The sequence below is a fragment of the Corynebacterium efficiens YS-314 genome, assembly GCF_000011305.1.
In the GTDB taxonomy this organism is placed as follows: domain Bacteria; phylum Actinomycetota; class Actinomycetes; order Mycobacteriales; family Mycobacteriaceae; genus Corynebacterium; species Corynebacterium efficiens.
The window spans coordinates 140680-159119 of sequence record NC_004369.1; the positions used below are offsets into that span (position 1 = coordinate 140680).

19 protein-coding genes are annotated in these 18440 nt (G+C 65.3%); 12 read left to right on the forward strand and 7 right to left on the reverse strand.

The features are described 5' to 3' along the window. Window positions 1-24 precede the first annotated feature (24 nt). Complete coding sequence (locus tag CE_RS00900; RefSeq protein WP_006768561.1) at window positions 25-1092, forward strand: ankyrin repeat domain-containing protein; 1068 nt, start codon at window positions 25-27, stop codon at window positions 1090-1092. A 95-nt stretch (window positions 1093-1187) separates the two neighbouring features. After that, window positions 1188-1940, forward strand: a complete 753-nt coding sequence (locus tag CE_RS00905) for a sulfite exporter TauE/SafE family protein (RefSeq protein ID WP_006768560.1) — start codon at window positions 1188-1190, stop codon at window positions 1938-1940. A 337-nt stretch (window positions 1941-2277) separates the two neighbouring features. On the opposite strand, the gene CE_RS00910 is transcribed toward CE_RS00905, so the two are convergent. The 3 genes from CE_RS00910 to panD form a co-directional block, all read right to left on the reverse strand. Beyond that, window positions 2278-3510: a YibE/F family protein gene (locus tag CE_RS00910; protein WP_011074834.1), complete on the reverse strand. Its 1233-nt coding sequence runs from the start codon at window positions 3508-3510 to the stop codon at window positions 2278-2280. Window positions 3511-3566: 56 nt separating this feature from the next. Continuing rightward, entirely contained in the window at window positions 3567-4310 is a 744-nt protein-coding gene (locus CE_RS00915; protein WP_006768558.1) for an MBL fold metallo-hydrolase, read from the reverse strand. A 91-nt stretch (window positions 4311-4401) separates the two neighbouring features. Then, window positions 4402-4812, reverse strand: a complete 411-nt coding sequence (gene panD, locus CE_RS00920) for an aspartate 1-decarboxylase (protein ID WP_006768557.1) — start codon at window positions 4810-4812, stop codon at window positions 4402-4404. Window positions 4813-5139: 327 nt separating this feature from the next. On the opposite strand from panD, the gene CE_RS00930 reads away from it, so the two are divergent. Further along, on the forward strand, window positions 5140-6804 hold the full coding sequence (locus tag CE_RS00930; RefSeq protein ID WP_006768555.1) for a DUF885 domain-containing protein: 1665 nt from the start codon (window positions 5140-5142) through the stop codon (window positions 6802-6804). A 78-nt stretch (window positions 6805-6882) separates the two neighbouring features. Here the strand turns inward: CE_RS00930 and CE_RS00935 are convergent, their stop codons facing one another. Further along, window positions 6883-7944: an AbrB family transcriptional regulator gene (locus tag CE_RS00935; protein ID WP_006768554.1), complete on the reverse strand. Its 1062-nt coding sequence runs from the start codon at window positions 7942-7944 to the stop codon at window positions 6883-6885. 284 nt (window positions 7945-8228) lie between these two features. Between CE_RS00935 and CE_RS00940 the strand changes: the two genes are divergently transcribed. Together CE_RS00940 and CE_RS00945 are read left to right on the forward strand one after the other, a co-directional pair. Further along, window positions 8229-9011, forward strand: coding sequence for a TSUP family transporter (locus tag CE_RS00940; RefSeq protein ID WP_035109102.1), 783 nt, complete (start codon window positions 8229-8231; stop codon window positions 9009-9011). Window positions 9012-9088: 77 nt separating this feature from the next. After that, a complete protein-coding gene (locus CE_RS00945) occupies window positions 9089-9517 on the forward strand; it encodes a hypothetical protein (RefSeq protein ID WP_006768552.1) in 429 nt (142 codons plus the stop codon). Window positions 9518-9586: 69 nt separating this feature from the next. Here CE_RS00945 and hrpB read toward each other — a convergent pair whose 3' ends face one another. Both hrpB and CE_RS00955 read right to left on the reverse strand, forming a co-directional pair. Then, window positions 9587-12022 carry an ATP-dependent helicase HrpB gene (gene hrpB, locus CE_RS00950; RefSeq protein WP_006768551.1) on the reverse strand — a complete coding sequence of 812 codons (2436 nt, stop codon included), beginning with the start codon at window positions 12020-12022 and terminating at the stop codon, window positions 9587-9589. Between the two features lie 12 nt (window positions 12023-12034). Then, window positions 12035-12700: a sugar O-acetyltransferase gene (locus tag CE_RS00955; RefSeq protein ID WP_006768550.1), complete on the reverse strand. Its 666-nt coding sequence runs from the start codon at window positions 12698-12700 to the stop codon at window positions 12035-12037. Between the two features lie 32 nt (window positions 12701-12732). On the opposite strand from CE_RS00955, the gene CE_RS00960 reads away from it, so the two are divergent. From CE_RS00960 to CE_RS00990, 7 genes are all read left to right on the forward strand, one after another. Further along, window positions 12733-13425, forward strand: coding sequence for an alpha-ketoglutarate-dependent dioxygenase AlkB (locus CE_RS00960; protein WP_173362555.1), 693 nt, complete (start codon window positions 12733-12735; stop codon window positions 13423-13425). A 70-nt stretch (window positions 13426-13495) separates the two neighbouring features. Further along, a complete protein-coding gene (locus CE_RS00965) occupies window positions 13496-14086 on the forward strand; it encodes a DNA-3-methyladenine glycosylase I (RefSeq protein ID WP_006768548.1) in 591 nt (196 codons plus the stop codon). Beyond that, window positions 14083-14787, forward strand: a complete 705-nt coding sequence (locus CE_RS00970; protein WP_006768547.1) for a LysE family translocator — start codon at window positions 14083-14085, stop codon at window positions 14785-14787. Before CE_RS00965 ends, CE_RS00970 begins: the two co-directional genes overlap by 4 nt. Before the next feature lie 34 nt (window positions 14788-14821). Next, entirely contained in the window at window positions 14822-15112 is a 291-nt protein-coding gene (locus CE_RS00975) for an RNA-binding S4 domain-containing protein (RefSeq protein WP_006768546.1), read from the forward strand. Next, window positions 15112-15969 (forward strand): VOC family protein, encoded by an 858-nt coding sequence (locus CE_RS00980; RefSeq protein WP_006768545.1) that lies wholly within the window; start codon window positions 15112-15114, stop codon window positions 15967-15969. Before CE_RS00975 ends, CE_RS00980 begins: the two co-directional genes overlap by 1 nt. Before the next feature lie 4 nt (window positions 15970-15973). Then, window positions 15974-16324, forward strand: a complete 351-nt coding sequence (locus CE_RS00985) for an MGMT family protein (RefSeq protein ID WP_006768544.1) — start codon at window positions 15974-15976, stop codon at window positions 16322-16324. A gap of 67 nt (window positions 16325-16391) precedes the next feature. Further along, window positions 16392-17456 carry an NAD(P)-dependent alcohol dehydrogenase gene (locus tag CE_RS00990; protein WP_173362556.1) on the forward strand — a complete coding sequence of 355 codons (1065 nt, stop codon included), beginning with the start codon at window positions 16392-16394 and terminating at the stop codon, window positions 17454-17456. Here the strand turns inward: CE_RS00990 and CE_RS00995 are convergent. Further along, window positions 17453-18379, reverse strand: a complete 927-nt coding sequence (locus tag CE_RS00995; protein ID WP_006768542.1) for an alpha/beta hydrolase — start codon at window positions 18377-18379, stop codon at window positions 17453-17455. The two genes, CE_RS00990 and CE_RS00995, sit on opposite strands and share 4 nt — an antisense overlap. Window positions 18380-18440: the final 61 nt, after the last annotated feature.

The following is an 18440-nucleotide window of genomic DNA, read 5'->3' on the forward strand; positions in this document are numbered from 1 at the left end:
TCCCCGTATTTTCAGGAGCCCCCATTGGCACGCAGGTTAAAGGACACTCTGCCCAAGAGGTTCCACCGACTCGTGGAGAACCGCGATGTGGAGGCCCTGAAGGATGTCTTCGATGACCGCTCCCCGGACGCCCGTGACCGCGAGGGAAACACCGCGCTGCATCTGGCGCAGGTGCCGGAGGAGATCAAGATCTGGCTGCTGGACCAGGGGGCGGACATCAATGCCCGCAATGCCGATGGTGACACACCCCTGCACACCCATGTCGCGGCCCCGGAGGCGGATCCCCGGTTCCTCCTGGAGCGGGGCGCGGACGTGGACCTGGAGAACAACCGGGGTGAGAACCCGACCTTCGCCGCCGCCTCCTCGCCGGAGATGATGGACCTGCTCATCCGCGCCGGGGCGGATCCCCACACCCATAACGAGGTGGGGGACACCCCGTTGATCGCCGCGATCAGGACTGCGGAGCCGAGCCGGATCCCGGCGCTTGCGCAGGTGGTCAGGTTATTGGATCCCCATCTCTCCATCCAGCGGGACCTGGAGATCACGCGTGACGGCGTCATCGACCTGGGCCACCGCTTCGAGAGCATCCGTGACGCCTATGACCCGGCCACCGTGGATCAGGTCGCCCGGGAGCTCGCATTCCTCTATGGGGTGTTTGATGTCGCGGAGGAGGAACAACCCACCCGCCCGGTGCGTCACGACGGCACCAGCCCGATCACGTTGCCGGGACGGACCTGGCAGGAACAGTTCATCGCGGCGTGGGATTTTCTCGTTCCGGTGACCGGCAGGCCCCGTTCGCTCCAGGGCGAGGCGATCCGCATCGCCGGTGTCATCGCCGATGAATTCCACGGGAATGACGGGGTGAACTGGGATGATGACCACCGGCGCATGGCCCGGGCACTCCTGGACATCACCGCGCAGGGCACCCCACTGGGTGAGGATGACGCCGCGGAGCTCGCGGCGGCGGTGAAGAGGGTGCGAAAGGGGAAGCCCTCAGAATCGGACGTCGACAAGCTTCCCCGTCTGGCCACCGCCTGGGTGGCGGCCAACCCGCGCCCCCGCCCGTTGGGCGAGACCACCTACGAGCGCTAATCGACGCCCCACCCACCACGACCGACACGAAAAGGGGTGAGGAGACCACAATCCGGTTGCATGTTTTTCCGCTCCAGGCCCTATCCTGATTCCTCGTGCTCACCATCGCCTCCGTTCTGCTCATCTCCGTCCTCATCGGTGCCGTCCTCCAGCGCATCACCGGCCTGGGTGTCGGCCTGGTCGCGGGACCGGTGCTATCTGCAGTGCTCGGCCCGGTCGCCGGCATCACGATGGTGAACGGACTATCCATCATCAATGCCGTCAACAATGCCTGGTCCGTGCGCAAACGCACCGACTGGAAGAGGTTCCGCATCCTCGCCGGTGCCCTCGTGGTGGGATCCCTGCCCGCCGTGCTGGTGGTTCACCTGCTCAATGGGCCCTGGCTGTTCATCATCATCGGTGCGCTCGTGCTGCTGGCGCTGAGCATCTCCCTGTTCCCCACGGAGCGGTTCCGCATCAATGAGCATGCCAAGGGGCCGATGATTCTCTTCGGCATCATCGGTGGTTTCATGTCCACCGTCGCTGGTATCGCCGGTCCCGCCCTCACGGTGTACGCCCGCCTCAGCCGGTGGGATTACCGCGATTTCGTGGCCACCCTCCACCCGATTCTGCTGGTGGCCAACACCGTGTCCTTCCTGCTCAAGGTCGTGCTCATCGGTGGACTCAACTTCGGTGAAACCCCGGCCTGGTTGTGGATCGCGGCGGTGGCCATGATCTTCGTCGGTGCCTGGTTCGGTGACCGCCTCAATGACAGGATCTCCACCCCGATGGCCAAACGCCTGGCCACCATCCTCGCCGCAGCTGGCGCCGCAGTGGTGCTGGTCCGGGGTCTGATGGGGTTGATCTAACAGGAGAAAGATTTCCGCGATCGCGACTGGGGTGGAGCCGCAGGTGTCCTTACTCACGTATGGGCCAGTGCCACTGCTGGAAACGCTCTAATTTACGGTCCATCCGAAGGCTTGAGGTTGTTTCTTAAAAACAACCCAGCAGTTTTCGCTGCAAGTCCGCATGCACTAGGTCTCGTGTCTGCCCCCTATTTACAACACCTTGCGATCCCCGCGATACACGCAATCTCCACGAGGCGGAAAAGTAGTGTTTCTAGACAATTGTTGCCCGATCAGTATTCAGCCTCCCTCAGATGGGAGGAGATAATGAAACCTCCTGGCCGTCGGCGCAATTTTATGTTCAGGCGCTTTGCTTCTGGTGATGTTCTGGAACCGTCCAGGCCGCGATTAGAGTGGTCAGCGGCACTGCCAGAGTCAGTGCCAGGGCGCCAACCCCGGAGCGTAATAGTTCTGTGGCCATGATGTCACTGGTCAGGATCTGTGACAGGGGACGATTGGCCACACTCAGTAATAGCAACAGTGGGAGGGCCGCACCGGTATAGGACAACACCAGGGTGTAGACCATGGAGGAGATATGGTCCCGGCCCACCTTCATCGCCCCGATGAACAGTCGCCAGGGGCTGGCCTGCGGATCCAGCTGGGCGAGTTCATTGACGGTGGAGGACTGGGAGATGGTGACATCGTTGAGTACACCGAGGGTGCCGATGATGAACCCGCACAGCATCAACCCCAGAATCGAGACCTCCGGCAGGTAGACCAGGATGTTGAGGTTGTCCTGGGAACCCAGGCCCCGGAGATCAGTGCTGTCGATCGCCACGTGCGCCAACAGCGCGGCGATGCCCAGCGCGATGAGGGTGCCGCCCAATGCGGAGGCTGATTTCCAATTCACCCCGTGAACCAGGGGTACCACCACGATGAGGATGGCGGCACCGGTGACAATGGCGAGGGCGAGGGCATCTTCCCCCCGGGCCAGGGAGGGGAGGAGGAACAATGCGATGCCGGCAAAGGTGACCACCAGTCCTCCCAGTGCACGGACACCCCGCCATGCGGCGAAGAGGATGATGGTCAGGGCGATGACCACTGCCCACACCAGCAGGGTGGAACCACGCTGATAGTCGGAGAAGGTGTACACCCGGGATCCGTCCTCCGTCACGGTTTCGGTCAGCAGGATCTCATCACCGGTTTCCAGGACGGGCTCACCGGACATCCCGTAGGTGACGAGCATGGTCCGCAGCCCCTCGTTCTCCCCGGAGGTCAGGTCGACCAGTGCGCGTCGGCACCGTTCATCAGATGGTTGCAGCGGCACCGCGGGGGAATCGGCGAAGGCAGTGCCTACCGACGGGGAGTTACAGGCAAGATCATCAACCAGCGTCACCGTCCCCTCCACCTGTGTGTGGTTGAGGTTGAAGGCGGTGGCGAATTCCGGGGAGACAGCCGGCTCCTCGGCGACGGGCCACAATCGCCACACACCGATCATCGTGGCGACCACAGAGATGAGGAGGAAACCCAGTAGTGCTACCCGCCACCACGAGAGTTTCCTGGTTCCCCTGTCCGGTGCTGCAGGTCGTCCCACGGCCGTCTCCCCGCACGTTTAATATCCCAACCGGTTGCGGGCTCAATGATAACGTCTCAGGCCATGCCGTTTCGACGAGCGACCGTCGCCGCCCGCGCCGCACCCCTGTTCCATGGATCACCATGTCCGGGCAGGACGTGCCTGGCCTTTGTGGCGCCGATGGCCTCCAGTGAGTTCAGTGCCCGGGAGGCATCAGCGGTGGCGGCTCCCGCCACCACCCGGGGTCCGGTCAGGGCGGTGTAGGGATCGAGGGTGACCAGGGCGTCGCCACTGATCACCGCGTCCCGGTCCGGCAGGTGCAGGGCCACATGCCCATAGGTATGGCCCGGGGTGGCGATCACCGTGGGGCGACCCGGGACCGCCAGTTCCTCACCTACAGCCAGTGATTTCACTTCATTGATGCCCCGGATGAAGGGCACCCCCGCGAGCAGCATCGGTCCCAGTACGGTCAGGGCCTTCGGGTAACGCAGGGGGTAGCGCACAATGGGGCTTTCATGGGCATAGCGGAAGGGGTGGGCCGCCAGCTCATGGTCCCTGCTGTGGGCGTAAACCGGTAATCCCGTCTGCCGGATCAGGCGGCGTGCCATGCCCACATGATCGAAGTGGGCGTGGGTGAGCACCAGGGCGGTGATGTCGTCCAGCTGATAACCGAGGGTGTGCACCGCATCCTGCAGGTGGCGCCAGGTGCCGGGGAGGCCGGCGTCGACAAGCGTGAGCCCCTCATCGTCCTCGATGAGCCAGCAGTTGACGTTCGCATGCTGGATGAGATGGACGCCCTCGGCGACATCGGTGCGGAACATGGACAACCTCCTGAGCTGTGTCAGTGTGCGTTGTCCCCGATGCTACCCATGCAAAGGAATGCATGTGGGGGGTTGGGCGTCGACAAGCTCCCTAGAGGGAGCGCGAGGACAGCAAGCTGGAACCCGGGATGGGCTCGCCGGCGTCGTTGCCCAGGGCGACGATCCGGTTGTCGGCATCCACGTGGACGATATTGGGCTGGTAGGCGCGGGCCTCGGCATCGGTGGCCTGCAGATAGCTCATGATGATGACCAGATCACCCGGGTTGATCAGATGGGCGGCGGCACCATTGATGCAGATGCTGCCGGTTCCGGCATCGCCGGTGATCACATAGGTCTCAATGCGGGCGCCGTTGGTGATGTCCACGACGGCGACCTTCTCGCCCTCGATGAGGCCGGCGGCATTGACCAGGTCGGCGTCGATGGTGATGGAGCCGACATAGTCAAGGTCGGCCTGGGTGACGGTGGCGCGGTGAATCTTGCTACCGAGGATGGTGCGCAGCATGTAGGGGTCCTTCAGTGGGGGGGTGCGTTCCGGGCATCACTCCTCCCGCACACGGTCTCCGCGGATCCCGGATGGGGGAGTGGTGAAAATAATGCCGTTAAGGGTAGAGCCTGAATGCCCGCAGGTCAAAGACACTGAACCCTGGTGGGGTGGATCGGGCGGGCAGGGGGTGTCCGCGGCACCGATGGCCACGGTGCAGGCGTCAGGGGACATTATGGCTGATCGCACCACTGTGGCGGAAGAGGAGACGCAGAAAATATTGCGAATCCGCAACAACGGGTCCTTCCAGGTGGGATTAAGGGCGCGGAGTAGCTACGATAGCAATCTATGACTCTCGAGAGTTCTGTACAACGTTCTCCTTCCCTGCTGGACGCCTCATGTGAGGTGTACGTCCATGATCTGGCGGCACTGTCGCCGACCGATGCGACGGCCTGGGGTATCCCCGGTTTCGAGGGTGAGCTTCAGGATTTTTCGCCTGACTATTGGAACGCCATCGCCGAACGCAACCGCGACATGGTCGCCGATGTCGATGCCTTCGATGACGGCACCGATGACAATGATGATGAGGAAGACTTCGACGACGTCGACCGCGTCACCGCCGATGTCCTGCGTGACCGCGTCTGCCTTGATCTCGCCCTCCACCACCAGGGTGAGACCCTGCGTCTGCTCAACAACATCGACTCCCCGGTCCAGACCATCCGTGACACCTTCCTGATCATGCCCAATGACACGGCCGAGGATCTGGAGAATATCCGTGAGCGTCTCTCCCGGGTCCCCGATGCCCTCCACGGTTACTGCGAGTCACTCGCGGAGGCCGCCGGCCAGGGTCGTGTTGCGGCGCTGCGTCAGGTGGAGGAGGTCATCTCCCAGTGTGAGGACCTCGCAGAACCCGATTCCCTGCTGGACAGCCTCGGTCTGCCTGAGGCGGATCCCATCGTGGAAAGCGCCCAGGAGGCCTTCGCCCGTGTCGCCGCGTGGCTCGGGGAGCAGCTCGCGCCCCACGCCCCACACGAGGACGCCGTGGGCCGCGACCGCTATGAGCAGTTCTCCCACCTGCATGTCGGTGAGGTCGTTGACCTCGATGATGCCTACCGCTGGTCCCTGGAACGACTCCGGGAGATCGAGGCGGAGCAACAGCAGCTGGCCACCCAGCTCTATGGGGCAGGCACCACCGTCCGCGAGGCCCTGAAGAAGCTCAACGCCGATGAGCGTTACCTGATCACCGGCACCGATGCCCTCCAGGAATGGATGCAGAACATCGCCGACCAGGCCATCCGCGACCTCAACGGCCGGTACTTCGCCATCCCCGAGCAGGCCAAGACCATCGAATGCCTCATCGACCCGGCCGGCACCGGTGGCATCTTCTACACCCCACCCAGTGATGACTTCACCCGCCCGGGCCGCATGTGGTGGTCCGTGCCCAAGGGGCAGGAGACCTTCCACACCTGGCAGGAACTGACCACCGTCTTCCATGAGGGCGTGCCCGGCCATCACCTGCAGATCTCCCAGGCGCTCGCGGAATCCACCAACCTCAACCTGTGGCGTCGCCTCGTGGCCTGGAACGCAGGCCACGGTGAGGGCTGGGCCCTCTACGCCGAGACCCTGATGAAGGAACTCGGTTACCACGAGGATCCCGGCACCCGCATGGGCTACCTCGACGCACAGCGTCTGCGTGCCGCCCGCGTGGCCATTGACATCGGCGTCCACCTCGGCAAGAAGAACCCCGAGGCCACCGGCGCCTGGGATGCCTCCTACGCCCGCAGCTTCCTCCGCGAAAACACCTCGATGACCGAGGCCAGCCTCTCCTTCGAGCTCAACCGCTACCTCGGGTGGCCCGGCCAGGCCGCCTCCTACGCCATCGGCCAGCGCCTGTGGCAGCAGCTTCGCGACGACGCCCTCACCCAGGGCATGACCCTCGCCGATTTCCACAGCACCGCCCTGTCCTATGGCAGCATTCCGATGTCGATTCTCCGCAATCAGATCCTGGACTAGGCCTGCTCAAACTCCCGCCCCCCCATAGGCGTAACGGGTGTGACACAAGGGGTCAGTTCCCGGCGGGCAGGCCGGCGCTCAACCTCTGCGCAGAATCAGGCGCAGGATGCCGGGCAGCCAACCGGCGATGAGCAGGATGGCCAGCAGACGGATGATCTGGATGGTCACCACCACCGGCCCGGCATCCCCCTCGGAGGACAGCGCCAGGACCGTCTCCAGGGCGCCGGGGCTGGTGGCCAGGTAGGCCTCGAAGTAGCTGATATCCAGCCAGAACACCAGCAGCACGGCGGCCGCGGCGCAGACTGCCAGCAGGGCGACGATGAACAGAATCGTCGCGGGCAGCTGCCGGGAGAAGGCCTTCAGTGCCGTCATGTTCAGACCACCGCCGCACATCCATCCAATCGCCAGGAAGGCGAGGATCTTGAACAGCGAGGGTGGTTCGAGGTTCACCTCCAGAGGGAACACCAGGCTGAGGGTCACGGTGAGTACCAGGGGCCCGAGGATCGCCGGTGACGGCAGTCGAAGCAGCCGGCCGAGCGGTTCCCCGACGAGGATGATCAGCCCCAGCACCGCGAGGGAGACGACGCTTGTCGACGTCCCGAACTCACCCAACCCGAACACGGCCAGGGGGCTCTCCGTCCCCTGATCGGAACCCGCTCCATAGGGCGCGAAGAAGGTGGTGACCAGCGGCAGGGAGACCGATACCACCAGCAGCCGCAGATACTGACTGAGTGCGACATAACGGAAATCCGCACCCAGGTCCTTCGCCAGCACCGGCATCACGGAGGCACCACCGGCGAGCATGGACAACACGCCGGTCTCGGGCAGGATCTCCGGCCGGGAGCGGGATAACAGCAGTCCACCGATGATGCCCACGGTGACGGTGAAGAAGGAGATGACCAGCCCGGGTGCCAGATAACGCAGCAGTTCCTGCCCCGGTGCGCTGATGAGGGGCAGGGCCGCCAGCACCGCGATGATGGACCGGCCGAAGATGTGCACACCCCTGGTCAGGGGCAGATCCTCACCCGTGACGAGGGCACACGCCCCGGCGACGATGATGCCCGCCAGGATCCACGAGGCCGGGATGTTGACCAGGGTGAACAGCCACCCCACCGCCACGGACAGGGGTGCGACGATCATCCACCGCACCGCGGTCACCTTGCGGGCGGGTTGGGATGTGTCCTCTGGTTCCGGATCGCTCACCCTGGGCCGGTCTCCTTATGGGGGATGTGTGTTTTTAGGTGGCCTTCACTGTAGCAGCGGGGTCAGCGCATCCGGGGTGGGAGATCAGGGGAGAGGGGAGCGTCGTGAAGCAGGCGTCGTCGAGCGCGCCCCGGCGGGCACCTCCGCGGCGAAACCCGCCCCGGTCGGTTAAGTCCATGCTTATACTTTTCCCATTTATCCGGATGTGGAGGGTGTGGGGCATGGGTGTGGATCTCGCTGCAGGTGGTTGGGCGGTGCTCATCGCCGGGGCGGCGGTGGCCGGGTGGATCGATGCGGTCATCGGTGGTGGCGGCCTGGTGCTCATCCCCCTGATCCTGGCGGTGATGCCGCAGTTGGCGCCGGTGACCGCGCTGGCGGTGAACAAGGTGGCGGCGGTGACGGGCACGGCATCGGCGGCGGTCACCATGGTCCGGCGGGTTCGCCCACCGCTCAAACTGCTCGCCATCTACGTTCCGGTGGCGCTGGTGTGTTCCGGCCTGGGGGCGCTGGCGGCCAGTTCGCTGGATAAACAGGTGATGCGGCCCCTGATCATTGTGCTCATGCTGGTGGTCGGGGTGTTCGTGGCGTTCCGGCCGTCATTCGGCACAGGCGAGAGCCGTGACCTGCCGACGGGGTGGCGCCTATGGATGGCCATCGGTGCAGTGGGCCTGATCGCGGGTTATGACGGCATCTTCGGGCCCGGCACGGGCATGTTCCTCATCATGGCGTTCACGGCGCTACTATCGCAGAATTTCCTCACCTCGGCGGCGATGGCGAAGGTGGTTAATACCTCCACCAATGTGGGGGCGTTGATTGTATTCATCACGGGAGGGCATGTGTGGTGGCAGTTGGCACTGGTGTTGGCGGTGGCGAATGTGGTCGGTGCGCAGCTGGGTGCGCGCACTGTTTTAGGTGGTGGGACCAGGTTGATCAGGTATGCACTGCTGACTCTGGTGGTGGTGATGTGCGCCTACCTGGGGTGGCAGCAGTATCAGGGCATCTAGACCAAGCGGTACAGATTTCAGCAAATTACTGGGTGATTTCCGGGTGAAACGTAACAATCGTTTCTACACTGGTGCCTATGACAAAGACTCAACTTGACAGCCACTTCGCTGAAGTGTCCGAGGAGCCTCCAAGTACGGTGCAGGATACCGGGTTGCCACTCCACCCTGAGGTGAGGGGTGCCACCGGCATCATCCAGGATCTCTCCACGGCATTCACCGTGGTGACCGTTCTGGTGGAGGAGGACTCCGATCCGGAGGATTTCCCGGCCCTGATCTCAGGTGCGGCGTCCTCGGCCAGGATCCTGGGTATGGATGAGTTGCATGTGATCGCCCCGGCCCGCCATCTGCCCAAACTGGCGGTCGCGGCAGCGGAGATCGCCGATGAGTTGCCGGAGACCTTCCAGTTCTGCGAGGCGGAGACCTGCGCGCATGAGCATCCGGAGGATGCCACCGTGCTCACCGCGGGATCCGTGCTCAGCCTGGGCCGGAAGCTCGCCGAGTCTTAATCCTCACCCACCCCAGGGAGCTTGTCGACGCCCTCCAGCGTCCGACCAGCTCCCTTTTTCATGGCCGAGTTACATCCTCTTCTTCACCCTCGCGGTGGCCGGCGCGGTCCATGGATCCTCCGGCCAGGGATGACGGGGATAACGTCCCCGCATCTCCGCCCGCACCTGGGCATAGGGCCCGGACCAGAAACTGGCCAGGTCATCGGTGACCGCCAGGGGACGACCGGCGGGGGAGAGCAGATGGAACTGCACCGGCAGGCCACACAACTCCGGGGAGGTGTCCAGGCCGAAGCATTCCTGTAGTTTCACCCGCACCACGGGGCGCCCCTCTGCGTAGTCGATGCGGTGGCGGTTGCCGCTGGGCACGGTGAGGTGGGTCGGTGCCAGTTCCTCCATGTGGCTGGCCTCCGGCCAGGGCAGCAGACGCTGCAGGGCCGGGTGGAGATCAATCCTGTCAATGGGTCTGCCCGTGGCGATCTGCTCCAGCTCCGGGCCCAGCCACAGGTGGACATCGGCGGCCTCGATATCCGGCCATGGTTCCCCGAGGTGCTCATGCAGGAAACGCAGGCGGTGCGCCAGGGCCGCGGCCTTGTCCGAGAAGGTGAACAACCCCAGGCCCTCACGTTCGATCGCCGCTGTCACCGCCCGGGCGGCATCCTCGGGCGTGGCCCGGGTGGGGGTGGAGCTCAGCTCGATGGCCCCGGCGGCGCGCACCTGACGGGCCTGGATCTTCCCGCCAGTTACCGTAGCGCGGGTGGTCTCCCGAACCCCGATGATCTCCAGGGCGGCGGCCTCCTCGATGCGGGCGGCCGCCCGGATGAGGGCACGGGAGCCGGAACGGGTGATATCCGCGATCGCCAACCACGGCGCACCGGAGAGTTCACGGTCCATCAGGGTGGCGCGGGTGCCACTGGCCAGCAGATAGTCGGTGTCAGTTTCCCGGCGCGCGATGAGTCCGGGCAGGGCGGTGCCGATAATCTGGCCGGCGGACACCCCGCGGGTAGTGCCCGTGTCCGGTGCTAATCGACGCAGCCGTGCCACCTCCCGGTCGAATGCCCGGTTGCCCCGTGAGGTGCGGGCCTGTTTCTCCACATCCCCGCGGGGATCATCGGCCAGCACCGCCAGGACCCCGGCCGCCTGGGGACCGTAGGCCACGAGCGCTGCGCCGAGATGTGGGGCGAGGGGGAGCGTCGACAAGCGTCGGCCGAGTGAGGTGACCGCACCGTCCCCGTCGACCGCGCCGATCGCCTGCAGCGTGGCTTCGGCCGCCTCCAGGGCAGGGGCGGGTGGCGCGGTGATCAGCGGCAGACCCTCACCGCGCGGGGTGCCCCAACACGCCAACCACAGGGCAGCCTGCGTGAGATCGGCGGACTGGATCTCAGGAGTGGTGAACGGCTGGAAATGGGCGTAATCCTCCTGCGCATACCCACGGATCACCTCACCCGGGCCCTCACGCCCGGCGCGACCGGCCCGCTGATCCGCCGAGGACTGCGCACAACTGACGGTGACCAGCCCGGTCATATTGCGCGCGGCATCGCGCCGGGGGGAACGCGACAGTCCGGAATCCACCACGATGCGCACGCCCGGCACCGTCAGGGAACTCTCCGCGACGGGGGTGGACACCACGATGCGGGGACGGTTGGTGGGGGTCAGCGCGCGGTCCTGCTCCGCCGGGGTGAGACGACCGTGCAGGGGGAGCACCTCCAGGTCGGTCAACCGGTTCAGGGTGGCGGTGACGCGCTCGATCTCCCGGACACCGGGTAGGAACACCAGCGCGGACTCCTGCCTGCGGGCAACCGCGTCACTGGTCAGGCGCGCCAGATGATCCAGGTACTCCCAGCCCACCCCCTTCTCCGTCAGGCGGGGCGCGGTGCCGGGCTGATAGTGCACCTCAACTGGGTGCACCGGGGCCTGCGCACTGAGCACCTGCGCGCCGAGGAGCTCGGCGAAACGCTCGGCATCCAGGGTGGCGGACATGGCGATCAGCGCGAAATCATCCCGCAGCTGGCTGAGCTCGGTGAGCATGCCGACGAGCAGATCCGTATCCAACTGCCGTTCATGGACCTCATCGATGATGACGGCATGAACCCCGGCCAGTTCCGGATCGGCAAGCAACCGGCGCATGAGCACACCCGGGGTGAGGAACTGCACGTGGGAGCCCTGGTGGTGTTCACCGCGCACCGTGAAGCCGACGCGTTCGCCCACCCTGCTGCCGTCCAGCTGCGCCAACCGACGTGCGGCGGCACGCACCGCCACCCGCCGGGGAGCGGTGACCAGCACCGGGCCCGGCCCGCGACCGTCGTGGGCCGGGTACAGATCGGGGTGGTTCCGGACCGCGTTGGCCACCGCCGGGGGTACCACCGTGGTCTTACCCGTACCCGGCGGGGACTGGATGACCAGGTTGGTGGCGCCGGTGGCAAGGGTGCCGCTGAGATCATCCAGCAGCGTCTGCGCAGGCAGTCCGGCGGCGATGGTGGGCAGGTGGAAAACACTGGGGGAGGTCACGATGTACCCATCCTAGTGGTCGTCCATATGCTCCCGGAGCTCCGCCAGGGCGTCGACAGGCACCCCGTCCGGCAGGTCCGCCCGCTCCAACCGGGTCTCATCGCGCATCCGGATCACCCGCGCCGGGCTGCCCACCGCGATGGCATCGGCCGGGATGTCGCGGGTGACCACGGCGCCGGCACCGATGACAGCCCAATCACCGATGCTCACACCACCGACCACTGTCACCCCGCCGCCCAGCCACACATCCTCACCGATGTGCACAGGCGCACCGTTCTCCCACCCGCCGCTGCGCATCTCCACATCATCAACCGGGTGGCCGGCGGTGAGGATCTGGCAGTTGGGGCCCAGCAGGGAACGCGCCCCGATGTGCACCGGGGCGATATCGAGGATGGTCAGACCGAAGTTGATGAAGACGCCCTCACCGATGGTGGTGTTGATGCCGTATTCGATGATGGCCGGGGCCTTGATGGTGCATTGCCCGCTGGCCGGGTTGAGCAGCTCGCGCAGAATCTCGCCGGAACGCTGTGGATTGGTGGGCCCCAGCTGGTTGTATTCGTGGTAGAGCAGGGCTGCGCGTCCGGCCAGGTCACCGAGCTCATCGGAGACGGCCAGGTACCACTTTCCGCTGCTCATACGGTCGAAGGAGGCATATGGAGTAGGGTCGAAGGTGTTCATGTCCTCCCATTGTGCCCGTTTCGGAGGTGGCAGTGCCCACGCTTTTCGACGCTCCGGGGGCGCGCTTTCCACGCCCCTCCCGCGAGGTGGCCAGCGGCGTGGTCCACCTCCCCGACTGGTTGCCGCTGGGGGAGCAGGCCGCGGTGGTGGAGGAGGCCCGCGGGATCGCCCGCTCGGTGGCGGGCACCCCACTGGCGATGACCCGCCCGCAGCTGCGCAGCGGACAGATGAGCGTGCATATTCTCTCCCTCGGTCAGCATTGGGCCACCAACCCGTACCGCTATGTCACCTCGGTGGGTGGGGTGGCGGTGCCGCCGATCCCCGCGTCCTTCCACGATCTGGCGGCCCGGGCGTTGGCGGATGCGGCGGCCCTGAGCCCCCCGCTGGCGGCCTGGTCGGGGAAGTACCGCGCCGAGGCGGCCCTGGTCAACTACTACGCTCCTGGTTCGGCGATGGGCATGCACCAGGATGCCAATGAACTCTCCGAGGCCCCGGTGATCTCCCTGTCCATCGGGGACACCGGTATCTTCCGGCTGGGCAACACCGACAACCGCAACCGGCCCTGGGTGGATGTGCCCCTGCTCAGTGGGGACCTCATCATCTTCGGCGGTGAACACCGTCGCGCCTTCCACGGGGTGCCACGGATCGAGGCGGATACCGCGCCGGAAGGGTGCGGGCTGGACCGGGGAAGAATCAATATCACCATCCGTCAGGTGGCACTGTAACCGCAGCTCACAGTAGGTATCAGGGGTGATTTACCCCCGCCGTGTCCGGTGCGCTTTCTATGGTGCAGCCATGACTATTTCAACTGATGATCTCACCGTCCACCCCAATGATCTGATCCTGTGCGCCGATGGGCGCAGCCGACCCCGCTGGGCATCCCGCGGGGAGGCCTGCTGGCGGTACTTCGATGAGGAATGGGGCAGGCCCCCGGGCAGGCCGGACCGATGGCTGGAGACGGTGGCCCTGACCGTATTCCAGCTCGGGGTGACCTGGCAGGCGGTGCTGGGCAAGCGGGAGTCCCTGCGGGTGGCGTTCGAGGGATTTCACGTGGAACAGGTGGCTGCCTATGGCGAGGAGGAGGTGGACCGTCTCCTTGTTGATCAGGGGATCTTCCGTAACCGCCGCAAGATCGAGGCGACCATCACCAACGCCCGGGCCATGGCGGCACTGCGTGAACCATTCGGTGAGGTGCTCAGCCGGTATGCCGGGCACCCATTCCTGGATGATGACGGCACGGTTCCCACCTTCACACCCGCCTCCACGCAGCTGGCTGGCGAATTGAAAGACCTCGGCTTCACCCACATCGGCCCCACCGCGGCATTCTCACTGATGCAGGCCACCGGCGTGATACCCATCAGGGCGCACTACAATCTGAGCGGGTGACCACCGCCACCCTGCTTGCCCTGCTCGTCGTCTGGATCGCCGCGATCGTCTCGCCAGGGCCTGACCTCGTGCAGATCATCCGGGTCGGTTCCCGCAGCCGCAGTGATGGTATCTGGGCGGCCATCGGGATCATGGTGGGCAATGCCATCTGGATCTGCGCCAGCCTGCTCGGCCTGTCGGTGCTGATCTCCACCACGCCCGCGGTGTTGTGGCTGCTCCAGCTCGCCGGCGGTTCCTATCTGATCTGGATGGGCATCGGTGCCGTGCGCTCCTGGTGGGGGCAGCGGATCACCGCCCGGCAGGCGGGGGATGCCGTGGAACGGGTGCTGGAGGGGGATGGTTCGGACGGTGTTCCCGGTGGGTTCGGTTCCCCAGGTGTCCTCGGCGCCCGGCGGGCCCTGCGCACCGGTATCGCCACCAACCTGTCCAACCCCAAGGCCGTGCTCTTCTTCGGTTCGGTGTTCGCCCAGTTCATCACCCCGGACATGGGAGTGGGGTGGAGCATCTTTCTCGCCGTCTTCCTCATCCTCACCGGCCTGGTGTGGTTCTTAGGTTTCGCGGTGCTGGTGCGCAGCTTCGCCGCCCGCATCACCCGCAACGCGGCGGTGATCGATCTGTTCACGGGGGTGATCTTCATAGCCCTTGGAATGTTCATGGTCTGGCAGGGCGTTGTGGGTATCGGCAGCTGGATCCTGGGTTAGCTCCCGTCCCCGGACATGGATAGACTCAAGTGCCATGCAGCCTGAAGAAGTGCACATCAGGGACGAAGCCATCAAACTCGGCCAGTTCATCAAATTAGCCAACCTCGTCTCCACCGGCGGGGAGGCCAAGGACGCCATCGCCAACGGTGATGTCACAGTCAACGGTGAGGTGGATACCCGCCGTGGCCGGACACTCCGCAACGGCGATGTGGTGTGCATCGGTGACACCTGCGCGCAGGTGAGCGCCGGCGAGGACCAAGACGATTATTTTGACGAAGCCACCGCCAACGATGACTTCGACCCCGAAAAGTGGAGGAATATGTAATGCCAGCTTTTGAGGCACAGGCAGGAATGCCCTATTGGATCGACCTGACCACCTCGGACATCGCCAAGTCCTCCCACTTCTATGAGAACGTGCTCGGCTGGGACATCACCGAGGTCAATCCCGGTTACCGCATGGCACGTGTCCAGGGTCTGCCCGTCGCCGGGTTCATCGACCAGCCCGAAGAGTCCACCATGCCGGACACCTGGATCACCTACTTCCTGTCCTACAACCTGGATGAGGTGACCGCCAAGATCGTTGAACTGGGCGGACGCATCCTGGCCCAGCCCACCGAGGTGTTCCTCGGTCATATGGTCCTGGCAGTCGATCCCGCCGGTGCCCTCTTCGGCCTCATCGAACCCGGCAGTGAGGAATCCTTCGTGGCCGCCGGCGAACCGGGCACCCCGGTCTGGCATGAACTGACCACCGTGACCAACTACCCCGAGGCCGTCGACTTCTACGGCGAGCTGTTCAACTGGATGACCTCGGAGCTCTCCAGCGAGGAGGGCGAGGGTGGTTTCCGCTACACCACCGCGCTTGTCGACGGCTCCGCCTTCGCCGGAGTCTTCGACGCCAAGGGCCAGTTCCCACCCCAGGTGCCCAGCTTCTGGCAGACCTACCTCGGTGTCCTCAGCGTCGACGACGCGGTGGCCAAGGCCCCCGAATTCGGCGGCGATGTCATCCGCGAACCCTGGGACTCCGAATTCGGCCGCATGGCACTGATCTCCGATTCCACCGGCGCCACCGTCACCCTGTGCAATGTGGACGAGCCCGTGGAGGAGGACGTCAGCGAGGCCGAGGACCTGCTGGGTATTGACCTCAGCGCCTTTGAGGAACAGCTGCGCAACCAGAACAAATAACACCGTGGGAGGATCAGCTGAGGGCCTGGAGCTCGATGACCTGACCTCCCGGGTACTTGACTGCGTGGACCTGATTCCACCTGGGCGGGTGGCCACCTATGGGGACATCGCCGCCCTGGTGGGCACCGGGCCACGGCAGGTCGGGCGCATCATGGCCCTCCACGGTCACCTTGTCGCCTGGTGGCGGGTGGTCCGCGCCGATGGCGGATCCCAGGTGTCTGAGCGTGCGCGCCTGCACTGGGATGAGGAGGGGATCACCTCCACCCGTGGCACCCGCGTGAAGGTCCGCATGACCCACCACAGGCTCACCACCGGGGAACTGCATGCGATCGCAGTCCAGCTGCCACCCCGGTGACAACACCGGCCCTGGGGTTAAGCTGGGACACGTTCTGCCCAGCGACGTTGAAAGTGAGCATCTCAACATGACCACCCCACACCACCCCACGCCGGTCCGTGCCTGGGGCGTGACCGCCTTCGCCCAGCCCCTGGAGTCCCTCACCATCACCCGCCGTGAACTGCGCGCCGATGATGTTTCCATCGACATCGAGTACGCAGGCATCTGCCACTCGGATATCCACACCGCCACCGGTGACTGGGGTGAGCGGGAGTACCCGCTGGTGCCGGGACATGAGATCGTCGGGCGGGTCAGTGCGGTCGGCGATGCGGTGACCAAACACCGGGTCGGTGACCGCGTGGGCGTGGGGTGTTTCGTCAACTCCTGTGGGCACTGCGAGCCCTGCCGTGCGGGTGAGCATTCCTACTGCGACACCGGGGCGGTCCTGACCTACGGGTCGGAGGACCGCTACGCCGACGGTGAGTACACCCAGGGCGGGTACTCGCAGGCGATCGTGGTCAAGGAGGATTTCGTGGTCCGCGTGCCGGAGTCCCTGGACCCGGCGGCCGCCACCCCGCTGCTGTGCGCGGGCATCACCACCTACTCACCGCTGAAGCACCACGGGGCGGGACCGGGGAAGAAGGTCGGCATCATCGGCCTGGGTGGCATCGGCCACGTGGCGGTGAAGATCGCCGTGGCCATGGGCGCGGAGGTGGTGGTGTTCTCCCATTCCACCTCCAAGCGGGAGGACGCCCTGAAATTCGGTGCCACCGAGCACGTCTCCACCGCGGACCCAACCTTCGCCGAGACCTGGGGTGGGCAGTTCGACCTCATCCTCAACACCGTCAGCGTCAACCTCGACACCGCCACCTACCTGTCGCTGCTGTGTTTCGACGGTGCCCTCGTTGCCCTCGGCCTGCCGAATGACCCCATGGAGGTACCCACCCGGATGCTCACCTCCAAGCGACGCACTCTCACCGGTTCGCTCGTCGGTGGCATCCCGGAGACCCAGGAGATGCTGGACTTCTGCGCGGAGCACAACATCACCGCGGAGATCGAGCTCATCGACGCCACCTCCATCAACGAGGCCTATGAGCGCACCATCAACTCAGATGTGCGCTACCGCTTCGTCATCGACGCCGCGACCTTCTAGGACTTCCTGGAGACCGTCTTGAGGAATTCCGCGACATCCCTGATGCGCTCCCGGGCGATCTGCGGGGTGGAGATGCGGTGGCGGGCAACATAGTCCCTGGTGGTGACATGGTCCAGACCGTCCAGCCCCTCGGGTCGGTCGGCCACCTCATCGTGGGTGGCGATCTGCACAAAGGTGCTGGGCCATTCGGAGGCCGGACCAAGCTGCACCGAACCCCGGATCTCCTCCGGAAGCCTGTCCACGCTGGCGAGATCCGGGAAGGTGAGGATGAGGGCGTCGAAAAGCTTCGCGTTGAGCGCCGCCAGCGCCGCACCCGAGGAATAACCCCAGCCCGCGATCGAGGTGGCGTTGTGGTGGCGGGCGTACCCGACCGCCTTGGCCACGGCCTCGTTCATCTCGCTCAGGGTGTGGTGCGGGGCCAGCGGGTAATCCAGGTCGAGGATCGTGGTGCCGGACAGCTCCGCGGCCGCGGCCACCTCCGGGCGCCACTGGAACTCCAGGGCGTCACCGGACCCACGCCACCAGCCACCGCTGTGGAAGGACACCGCCCACTGGCCGGTCGGGTTGGACGGCACGAACACCGCGCCACCGACCTCCGGTGCGGAATCAACCGACACCTCACCGATATAGGCCACCCCCGGCATCGCATGATCCACGGCTGAACCCAACATCAGCATCGCGGTGTGGGTGGTGCGGTCCGGTAGGTGGGCGACATACCGGTCCGCGGGATCGGGATCACCGGAACCACCGGCCCACGGCGGGGTGAAATCGGGGAGTGGGTAGTGGGCGTCGAAATAGGAGGCCAGCTGCTCCAACTGCTCCTCATCGCTGAGCTCGCGGTCAACCCCACCGACCTCGAACTCCTCACGGAAACGCTGTTCCTGCTGCTCTGCGGTTTCTTCACGATTGTTCTTCTCAGACATGACCACCACCTTAGTTCGCAGCGCGGACGCGATGGGGTGGAGTGAAAAGTCCAACAAAAAC

Excerpts from the sequence above, each read along its gene's own strand:
- CE_RS00915 (WP_006768558.1), bottom strand. The coding sequence starts at position 4,310 with ATGTTCCGCACCGATGTCGCCGAGGGCGTCCATCTCATCCAGCATGCG.
- panD (WP_006768557.1), bottom strand. The coding sequence starts at position 4,812 with ATGCTGCGCACCATCCTCGGTAGCAAGATTCACCGCGCCACCGTCACC.
- CE_RS00930 (WP_006768555.1), top strand. The coding sequence starts at position 5,140 with ATGACTCTCGAGAGTTCTGTACAACGTTCTCCTTCCCTGCTGGACGCC.
- CE_RS00935 (WP_006768554.1), bottom strand. The coding sequence starts at position 7,944 with ATGATCGTCGCACCCCTGTCCGTGGCGGTGGGGTGGCTGTTCACCCTG.
- CE_RS00940 (WP_035109102.1), top strand. The coding sequence starts at position 8,229 with ATGGGTGTGGATCTCGCTGCAGGTGGTTGGGCGGTGCTCATCGCCGGG.
- CE_RS00945 (WP_006768552.1), top strand. The coding sequence starts at position 9,089 with ATGACAAAGACTCAACTTGACAGCCACTTCGCTGAAGTGTCCGAGGAG.
- CE_RS00955 (WP_006768550.1), bottom strand. The coding sequence starts at position 12,700 with ATGAACACCTTCGACCCTACTCCATATGCCTCCTTCGACCGTATGAGC.
- CE_RS00965 (WP_006768548.1), top strand. The coding sequence starts at position 13,496 with ATGACTATTTCAACTGATGATCTCACCGTCCACCCCAATGATCTGATC.
- CE_RS00975 (WP_006768546.1), top strand. The coding sequence starts at position 14,822 with ATGCAGCCTGAAGAAGTGCACATCAGGGACGAAGCCATCAAACTCGGC.
- CE_RS00980 (WP_006768545.1), top strand. The coding sequence starts at position 15,112 with ATGCCAGCTTTTGAGGCACAGGCAGGAATGCCCTATTGGATCGACCTG.
- CE_RS00990 (WP_173362556.1), top strand. The coding sequence starts at position 16,392 with ATGACCACCCCACACCACCCCACGCCGGTCCGTGCCTGGGGCGTGACC.
- CE_RS00995 (WP_006768542.1), bottom strand. The coding sequence starts at position 18,379 with ATGTCTGAGAAGAACAATCGTGAAGAAACCGCAGAGCAGCAGGAACAG.